Annotated in this window: 9 protein-coding genes and 1 pseudogene; all 10 read left to right on the forward strand. The window is 65.7% G+C overall.

Annotated elements, in window-relative coordinates; translation table 11 throughout:
* Positions 1 to 850: Gfo/Idh/MocA family protein (locus tag EQG76_RS23960; protein ID WP_159717047.1), on the forward strand; the 850-nt coding region annotated here is incomplete at its 5' end.
* Between the two features lie 89 nt (positions 851 to 939).
* A complete protein-coding gene (locus EQG76_RS23965) occupies positions 940 to 2,112 on the forward strand; it encodes a Gfo/Idh/MocA family protein (protein ID WP_159717049.1) in 1,173 nt (390 codons plus the stop codon).
* A 53-nt stretch (positions 2,113 to 2,165) separates the two neighbouring features.
* Complete coding sequence (locus EQG76_RS23970; protein WP_159717051.1) at positions 2,166 to 2,426, forward strand: type II toxin-antitoxin system Phd/YefM family antitoxin; 261 nt, start codon at positions 2,166 to 2,168, stop codon at positions 2,424 to 2,426.
* Positions 2,423 to 2,830: a type II toxin-antitoxin system VapC family toxin gene (locus EQG76_RS23975; protein ID WP_159717053.1), complete on the forward strand. Its 408-nt coding sequence runs from the start codon at positions 2,423 to 2,425 to the stop codon at positions 2,828 to 2,830. Before EQG76_RS23970 ends, EQG76_RS23975 begins: the two co-directional genes overlap by 4 nt.
* Positions 2,831 to 2,881: 51 nt before the next feature.
* Positions 2,882 to 3,469 carry a DJ-1/PfpI family protein gene (locus EQG76_RS23980; RefSeq protein WP_159717055.1) on the forward strand — a complete coding sequence of 196 codons (588 nt, stop codon included), beginning with the start codon at positions 2,882 to 2,884 and terminating at the stop codon, positions 3,467 to 3,469.
* Between the two features lie 17 nt (positions 3,470 to 3,486).
* The gene (locus EQG76_RS23985; RefSeq protein ID WP_159717057.1) at positions 3,487 to 4,341 is read left to right on the forward strand and encodes a FadR/GntR family transcriptional regulator; all 855 of its coding nucleotides are present in this window, start codon (positions 3,487 to 3,489) and stop codon (positions 4,339 to 4,341) included.
* Positions 4,342 to 4,495: 154 nt separating this feature from the next.
* Positions 4,496 to 5,584: an ABC transporter ATP-binding protein gene (locus EQG76_RS23990; RefSeq protein WP_200841064.1), complete on the forward strand. Its 1,089-nt coding sequence runs from the start codon at positions 4,496 to 4,498 to the stop codon at positions 5,582 to 5,584.
* Between the two features lie 71 nt (positions 5,585 to 5,655).
* Positions 5,656 to 7,131, forward strand: coding sequence for an extracellular solute-binding protein (locus tag EQG76_RS23995; protein WP_159717059.1), 1,476 nt, complete (start codon positions 5,656 to 5,658; stop codon positions 7,129 to 7,131).
* Between the two features lie 113 nt (positions 7,132 to 7,244).
* Positions 7,245 to 8,180: a carbohydrate ABC transporter permease gene (locus EQG76_RS24000; RefSeq protein ID WP_159717061.1), complete on the forward strand. Its 936-nt coding sequence runs from the start codon at positions 7,245 to 7,247 to the stop codon at positions 8,178 to 8,180.
* Position 8,181: 1 nt separating this feature from the next.
* Positions 8,182 to 8,364 (forward strand): annotated as a pseudogene (locus tag EQG76_RS24005) (carbohydrate ABC transporter permease); the annotation flags it as partial.

Raw genomic sequence — 8,364 nt, forward strand, 5'->3', positions numbered from 1 at the left:
CCACGTGATCTGCGACAAGCCGCTCACGGTCGGGATGAGGGAAGGCAAGAAGCTCGCCGACGCGCTGGCGAAGCAGCCGGACGTGGTGTTCGTGCTGACCCACAACTACACCGCCTACCCGATGGTCCGGCAGGCGCGTCAGATGGTAGCGGACGGGCTGCTGGGCAATCTCCGGATCGTGCAGGCCGAGTACGCCCAGGACTGGCTGACCACCAAGCTGGAGGACACCGGCCAGAAGCAGGCGGCCTGGCGCAACGATCCCGCCCAGTCCGGCCCGGTGGGGGCGGTAGGCGACATCGGCACCCATGCCATGAACCTGGCCGGCTTCATCGGCGGGCTCAGCCTGAAGGAGCTGTCCGCCGACCTGACCAGCTTCGTGGAAGGCCGCCCGCTCGACGACAACGCCCATATCATGATGCGCTACGAGGGCGGGGCGAAGGGAATGCTCTGGGCCTCGCAGGTGGCGCCCGGCAACGAGAACGCGCTGAAGGTGCGGATCTACGGCGACAAGGGCGGCCTGTCCTGGGAACAGGAGAACCCGAACTACCTGACCTTCACCCCCTATGGCGAGCCGCCCCGGCTGATCACCCGCGGCGGCGCCGGGGCGGGCCCGGCGGCGACGCGGGTGACGCGGGTGCCGTCCGGCCACCCGGAAGGCTACCTGGAAGGCTTCGCCAACCTCTACACTGATGCCGCCGAGCTGATCCTGGCGAAGATCGAAGGCCGTGCCCCGGACGAAGGGGCGACCCTGGTACCGGGGATCCGGCAGGGCCTGGAAGGCGTGAAGTTCTGCGAGGCGGTGGTGGAAAGCAGCAGGAAGAACGGTGCTTGGGTCAAGGCGGGGTTGTGAGAAGCTGAAGACGGTCGTGCTGCTCACGGGCTAGCGCGACGACGATGGATCGAGGCAGGCCCGACCTGCCTGCAGGGAGGCGAACAAGGATGGCGAAAAAGCCCCTACGCATCGGCATGGTCGGCTACGGCTTCATGGGCCGTGCCCACTCGAACGGCTGGCGGCAGGTCGAGCGGTTCTTTCCCGAGCTGGGCCATGTGCCGGTGCTGCAGATGGCCTGCGCGCGCGACCAAGCGAAGCTGCAGGGCTTCGCCGATGCCTGGGGCTACGCCCAGACGACCACGGACTGGCGCAAGGTGGTGGAATCGCCGGATGTCGACGTGGTCGACATCTGCGTGCCGAACAACCTCCACGCCGAGATCGCCATTGCCGCGGCCAGGGCCGGCAAGATGATCACCTGCGAGAAGCCGCTCGCCATGACGGTGGCGGAAGGCCAGCGCATGGTGGAGGCGGTCGAGGCCGCGGGCGTGCCGGCGATGGTCTGGTACAACTACCGCCGCGTGCCGGCCGTGACGCTGGCCAAGCAACTGGTGGACGAGGGCCGGATGGGCCGGGTGTTCCACTACCGCGCCAACTTCCTGCAAGACTGGACGATCTCGCCGGACGTGCCGCAGGGCGGGGCCGGCGTGTGGCGGCTGGACGTGGAAGCCGCCGGCAGCGGGGTCACCGGCGACCTGCTCGCCCACAACATCGACACGGCGATGTGGCTCAACGGGCCGATCACCAGGGTGGTGGCCGACACCGAGACCTTCGTGAAGGAGCGCGTCCATGTGGCGACCGGCGACAAGAAGCCGGTCGGCATCGACGATGCCTGTGCCTTCCTGGCGCGGTTTGCCAACGGCTCGATGGGCCTGTTCGAGAGCACCCGCTACGCGCGCGGCCACAAGGCGCTCAAGACCTTCGAGCTGAACGGCGAGGATGCGTCCATCTCCTTCGACCTGCATGACCTGCAGTACCTGAACTATTTCGAATACAAGAACCACCAAACCGGCCAGAGAAACGAAGGTCACCTGACCGGCTGGCGGAAGATCCACGTCACCAATGGTGAGCATCCCTACATGGACCATTGGTGGGTGCCGGGATTGATCATCGGCTACGAGCACAGCTTCGTGCATGCCTGCGCCGACTTCGTCCGTGCGGTGGATCAGGGTAGCACCGTGCATCCCGACTTCCGCGACGCGCTGCAGACCCAGAAGGTGTGCGAGGCGGTGCTGCGGTCGGCCAGGAGCGGACAATGGGAGGAGACCGGGGCGGAGCTTTGACTGGGTAGTCGAATCTGACTAGATTTTATGGTCAGACTCCCAGGAGCGTCGGCATGACCGAAGTTGGTATCCTCGAGGCGAAGACTCACCTCTCCCGGCTGATCGAGCAGGTGGAGAAGGGTGAGGAAGTCGTGATCACCCGGCATGGCAAACCGGTGGCGCGACTGCAGCCGATGACCTCGCCCGTCAAGCCCCTCGATGCGGCGGCACTCGAGGCCGAGATCACCAAGCTGCGCGAGTTCCGCAGAGGGCGTACACTACAGGACGCCACGCTGCGCGATCTGGTCGAGGACGGCAGGAGGACGCGCGAGTGATCGTGCTGGACGCCTCGGCGGCGCTAGCGGCGATGTTCGATGACGAGACAGCCTGGACAGCGGACGAGTTGCTGGTGCTTAGCGGCCGCACTTTGTTCGTGGTGCCCGAGCACTGGCCGGTCGAGATCGCCTCGTCGCTCGCAGCTGCCGAGCGTCGCAAGCGGATCGTGACCGAGCAGGCGGATCTCCTGATCGCGGTCATTCGCAGGCTGCAGGTGATCGTTGACGAGCAGAGTACGGACCGGACGTTCGACGTCCTGCTGCCGCTTGCCCGCCGGCACGGGATGTCGGTCTATGACACGGCCTATCTAGAGCTTGCCGAGCGGGTCGACGCGCCGCTTGCCACCTTCGACAAGACGCTCGCCCGGGTAGCCGGAGAGCGGGGAGTGCGTCTCGTCTTCTAAGTCAGCTAAATCGATGACCATCAACAGAACGAAAACCAGGGAGCAGTTCACATGACCGGCAAGAAGATCCTCATGCTCACCGGCGAGTTCAGCGAGGAATACGAGATCTTCGTCTTCCAGCACGCCATGGAGGCGATCGGGCACACCGTCCATGTGGTCTGCCCGGACAAGAAGAAGGGCGAGTTCATCAAGACTTCGCTGCACGACTTCGAGAACGACCAGACCTACACCGAGAAGCCCGGCCACAACCACCTGATCAACCAGAGCTTCGCCGACGTCGATCCGGCTGACTACGACGCGGTCTACTGCGCGGGCGGCCGGGGACCGGAATATATCCGCATCGACCCCAGGGTGCAGCGGATCGTCCGGCACTTCCATGAGCAGGACAAGCCGATCTTCACGATCTGCCATGGCGTGCAGATCCTGATGGCGGTGGACGGGGTGCTCAAGGGACGCGAGGTCGCTGCTCTCCAGTACTGCGAGCCGGAGGTGCGCCTGGCCGGCGGGATCTACATCGACGTGCCGCCGGACGGTGCGCATCGCCATGGCAAGCTGGTCTCGGGCAAGGGCTGGCCGGGGCTGGCCGCCTTCATGCGCGAATGCCTGGTCGTGCTGGGTACCCGGATCGACCACGGCTGACGGACAGGACGAAGACCATGGGTCTGCCCGACGAGCAGCCGAGGCCGGCGGGCACGACCTGGCTTCGGCTCTATCCGCGCATCGGCCTGCATGGCCGGCTCGTCCACCAGCTGGGCGGGCGGATCGGCCGGGGCGAGCTCGCCCCGGGCGAGGCGCTGCCGCCGATCGACGAACTGCTGGCGGTGTTCGGGGTCAGCCGGACCTCGATCCGCGAGGCGATGCGGGTGCTAGCCGCCAAGGGGCTGATCGAGCTGCGCCAGCGGACCGGCGGGCGGATCCGGCCGATGGCCGACTGGAACCTGCTCGATCCGGACGTGCTGGCCTGGATCGACCCGTTCCGATTGGAGCCGGGCCTGATGGCCGAGCTGGCGGAGGTGCGTCTCGCCATCGAGCCACAGGCGGCACGCGGTGCTGCGCTGCGCGCCACCCCCGCCGACCTCGAGGCGATCCAGGTCCAGTTCTCGACCATGGAAGCGACCGCACTGGAAGGCGACCTCGCCGCGTTCTACGCGGCCGACCTCGCCTTCCATGCCGGCATCTTCGATGCCTCGCACAACCGCTTCCTCACCCAGCTCGGCCGGGCGCTGATGCCGGCATTGGACCGGGCGTTCGACCTGCATCGCCATCACGTGCTGCGCCGGGAGGACCCGACCCACCTGCGCTGGCGCATCTGCCCGATGCACGGCGCGATCCTGGAGGCGATCCGGCGCCAGGACCCGGCCGGGGCCGAACAGGCGATGCGGCTGGTGATCGAGAACGCGATCAACGAGCTCGCCTATTTCGAGGAGCGTGGGCCCAACCCCTGGAACGACGACCGGCCAGCCGCACCGCTGCCACTCTCAGCTGGCCGACCGACATGTACGCGGCTATGAAACAGGTTAATAGATATGACTTTTTCCTGCCGGGAAGTGCCGCTAGAGTTCGCCGAGACCAGCATGCCCGCCTGAGAGGATGAATCGCTCCGGGGGTGGTCACGGTCACAGGGAAGGCTGACAGCGCCGGCAATCGGGCGCATGGGGGGACGGTTTGGCCGATCTGATCGTGCAGGACGTCGTCAAGCGGTTCGGCCGGGTCACCGCCCTGGACGGCATGAGCTTCGAGGTGCGCGAGGGCGAGTTCTACTGCCTGCTCGGGCCGTCATCCGCCGGCAAGACGACGATGCTGCGGGCGATCTCCGGCCTGGAGCAACTGGATGGCGGGCGGATCCTGTTCGGCGGCCGCGACATGGCGGCGGCCCCAATCCAGGGCCGCGGCATCGCCATGATCTTCCAGACCTTCGCCCTCTACCCGCATCTGACCGTGCGCGGGAACTTCACCTATCCCCTGGAGCGCGCCGGCCTGCCTGCCCAGGAGATCCGCACGCGGGTGGGCGAGGTGGCTGAACTCCTGCGGGTCGGGCACACGCTCGACCGGCTGCCCTCGACCCTGTCCGGCGGCGAGCAGCAGCGGGTCGCGATTGGCCGCGCCCTGGTGCGCCGCCCGCAGCTCCTGCTGCTGGACGAGCCGCTGACCAATCTGGACGCCAAGCTGCGCCATGACACCCGCGCCGAGTTCAAGCGGCTGCACCGCGAGCTCGGCATGACCATGCTCTATGCCACGCCCGACCAGCTCGAGGCGCTGACCATGGGTCAGCGAGTGGGCGTGATGCAGGCCGGGCGGGTCGTGCAGGTCGACACGCCGCGCAACCTCTATGCGGCACCCCAGGATACCTATGTGGCCGGGATGGTCGGCTCGCCGGCCATCAATCTGGTGCCCGGCAGGATCCAGCGTCGGGACGGCGCGTTCGCCGTGGACCTGCCGTTCGGGACGCTACCGGCGGATGCATGGCGGATCCACCTGAGCGGGGGCGAGCCGGTGCTGTTCGGTGTGCGGCCCCATGACGTGCTGCTGGGGCACCATCCGGCGCGCGGCCCCGCCTTCACCGCCACCGTGCACCTGACCGAGCCGCTGGGCGACGTCACGCTGCTCGATCTCGATGTCAACGGCGCAGCCATGAAGATGGCGCTGCCCGAGGAAAGGGCGCTGGGGATCGGGCCCGGCATGCCGATCGAGGTCACCCTCTCGGCGGCGGACGTGCATCTTTTCCATGCCGAGACCGGCGTCCGCATCGCGTGACGCCGACTGCTTTCCAGTTGTTTGCAGGAAAGGTGCGGAACAATGCACCGATTGAGGGAGGTCGAACCGACATGAAGAGAAGCTGGGAAGGCTGGCTCTATGGGGTCTCCCTGGTCGCGGTGGCGGCCGGGTCGCTCATGCTGGCGCCAGGGCAGGCAAATGCCGCGGACATCACCATCACGATGGCGGCGCCGGACTGGCCGCCGACCCGGTTCATGAAGGAGGAGTTCGATCGCTCCTTCAAGTCCGCGTCCGGCAACAACGTCAAGCTGGAGATGGACTATATTCCCTGGCCGAGCTTCTACGAGCGCGTCGCCGCCTCGCTGACCTCGGGCGAGCAAAAATACCAGATGATCGTGACGGACAGCCAGTGGCTGGGCTCGTTCGTGGACGGCGGGTACTACAAGGATCTGACGGAAGAGATCAAGAAGGATCCGGAACTGACCGCGATCATGAACGATCTCCATCCGGCACTGATCTCGGCCTACTCGACCTATCCGAACAAGTCGCCGCAATTCATCAAGGACAATCCGTTCCCGGCACCGGATACCCATTATTACGGTTTTCCGCAGTTCCCGGACACCTACGTCACCTTCTACCGCAAGGATCTGTTCTGCAACGAGACCGAAGCGAAGAAATTCCAGGAATCGTTCAACCAGAAGCTGCCCTGCACCTATGAGGATTGGCAGGACGTCGACTGGACGACCTACGAGAACATTGGCAAGCACTTCATGCGCAAGAAGGGCGATCCGCTGGGCGACGGCGTGGCCGACGACGACTTCTTCGGCATCTCTTACCAGGCGGGCAAGAGCTACGACTTCTCGACCATGCAGGTGAACGCCTTCATCTGGCAGCATGGCGGCGAGATCTGGGACGAGACCAGGCAGCCGGAGGCGCAGGCGGAGGGCGTGGTCAACAGCGAAACAAACGTCAAGGCGTTCGAGCATTACCTGAGCATGCTGCAATACATGCCGCCGGTTGCCCGCACCGGCCAAGCCGACATCTTCGTGATCCAGGACCTCTACATGCAGGGCAAGACCGCAACCACCATCGACTGGGTGGGCTTGGGCGAGCCGGTGCTGGATCCCAAGACCTCGCGCGTCCACGACAAGTCGGCGTTCGGCCCGGCGCCCGGCCTGCGCAAGGAGGACGGCACCATCGACCGCACCGGCAATATCGGTGGCCAGCCCTTCGTGCTCACCACCTGGAACAGTCCGGAAGTGGATGCCGCGGCGCTGGAAGTGGTGAAGTGGTGGCTTAAGCCGGAAACCCAGAAGAAGTTCGCCGCCAACGGCGGTCAGTCCGGCCTGATGTCGGTGATGGCCGATCCCGAATATGACAGCCTCAGGCCCTGGAACCGGGCACACAAGGAGATGCTCGACTGGCAGCGCGACGTCTGGCACGTGCCGGAGTTCTTCGAGCTGCTGACCCAGCAGCAGGAAGAGTTCGATAAGGCGATCACCGGCCAGATCACCGCCCAGGAGGCGCTCGATTCGATCGCGCGGTTCCAGCAGCAGACCCTGGAGGATGCGGGCCGCATCGAGTGAGCCGCGCTTGGTGACTTCATGATAGCATGGCGGCCGCCGGCCCGTCCGAGGCGGCGGCCGCAGGGGGCGGGCCACGGGTCCGCCCCGTCTCGAGGTGATTGGACAAGCACATCATGGCGAGCAGCGCTGTCGTCGCGCATGAGATCAGGTCCGAAGGCGGTTTCCTCGCCTGGCTGCTGGCACCGCAGAGACGCGGGCCGCTGCTCGTGGCGCCGGCGCTGATCGTCCTGTTCCTGATGAACATCTTCCCGCTGCTCTGGTCGTTCGGCCTGAGCTTCTACAACTACAGCGCCAAGAAGCGCGACGTGCCCGACTTCGTGGGGCTGCGCTTCTTCGAGCGGGTGATCACCGATCCGACCGTCTGGGAGCGGTTCAAGACCACCGCGATCATCGTCTCGAGCTCGGTACTGGCGCAGCTCGTGATCGGCTTCCTGCTGGCGCTCCTGTTCTCCAAGCAGTTCCCGCTGCGTCGCATCCTGCTGATGCTGGTGCTGACCCCGATGATGCTGTCGCTGGTCGCAGTCGGCGTGTTCTTCAAGCTGTTCTACGAACCGACCTTCGGCCTGGTCAGCCAGGCCGTGGCGATGTTCACCGGCGACAGGTTCGCCCTGCTCGGCACGCCGACGGGTGCCATCATCGGCGTGGTGATCGCGGATGCCTGGATGTGGTCGCCCTTCGTGATGCTGCTGGTGCTGGCCGGGCTCGTGTCGGTGCCGAAATATCTCTACGAGGCGGCCGAGATCGACCGGGCTTCCGCCTGGCGGCGCTTCCAGACCATCACCTTTCCCTACATCAAGAGCCTGCTGCTCCTGGCGGTGCTGTTCCGCACCATCGAGACCTTCAAGCTGTTCGACGTGGTCTACATCCTGACCGAAGGCGGACCCGGCTCGGCAACGGAGACGATCGGCGTCTATGTCTACCGGCTGGCTTTCCAGTATTTCCGCACCAGCCAGTCGGCGGCACTCGCCTACATCATCCTGTTTGTCGTGATCGTGCTCACCTCGCTCTATCTCTACGCCGTGAACCGCCGCGCCCAGGAGGTCGACTGACATGACTAGGTCACGTGAGATCGGCCGGGCCGGCTGGGGCTGGACCGCGTTCGCCGGCATCATCGCCCTGATCTACTTCTTCCCGGTCATGTGGATCATCATGACCGCCTTCAAGACCCGTCCGGACGCGCTCGCTGTCCCGCCGAAATTCTTCTTCACGCCGACCTTCGACAATTTCATCGGC

This window comes from Geminicoccus flavidas (assembly GCF_009806515.1).
In the GTDB taxonomy this organism is placed as follows: Bacteria; Pseudomonadota; Alphaproteobacteria; order Geminicoccales; family Geminicoccaceae; genus Geminicoccus; species Geminicoccus flavidus.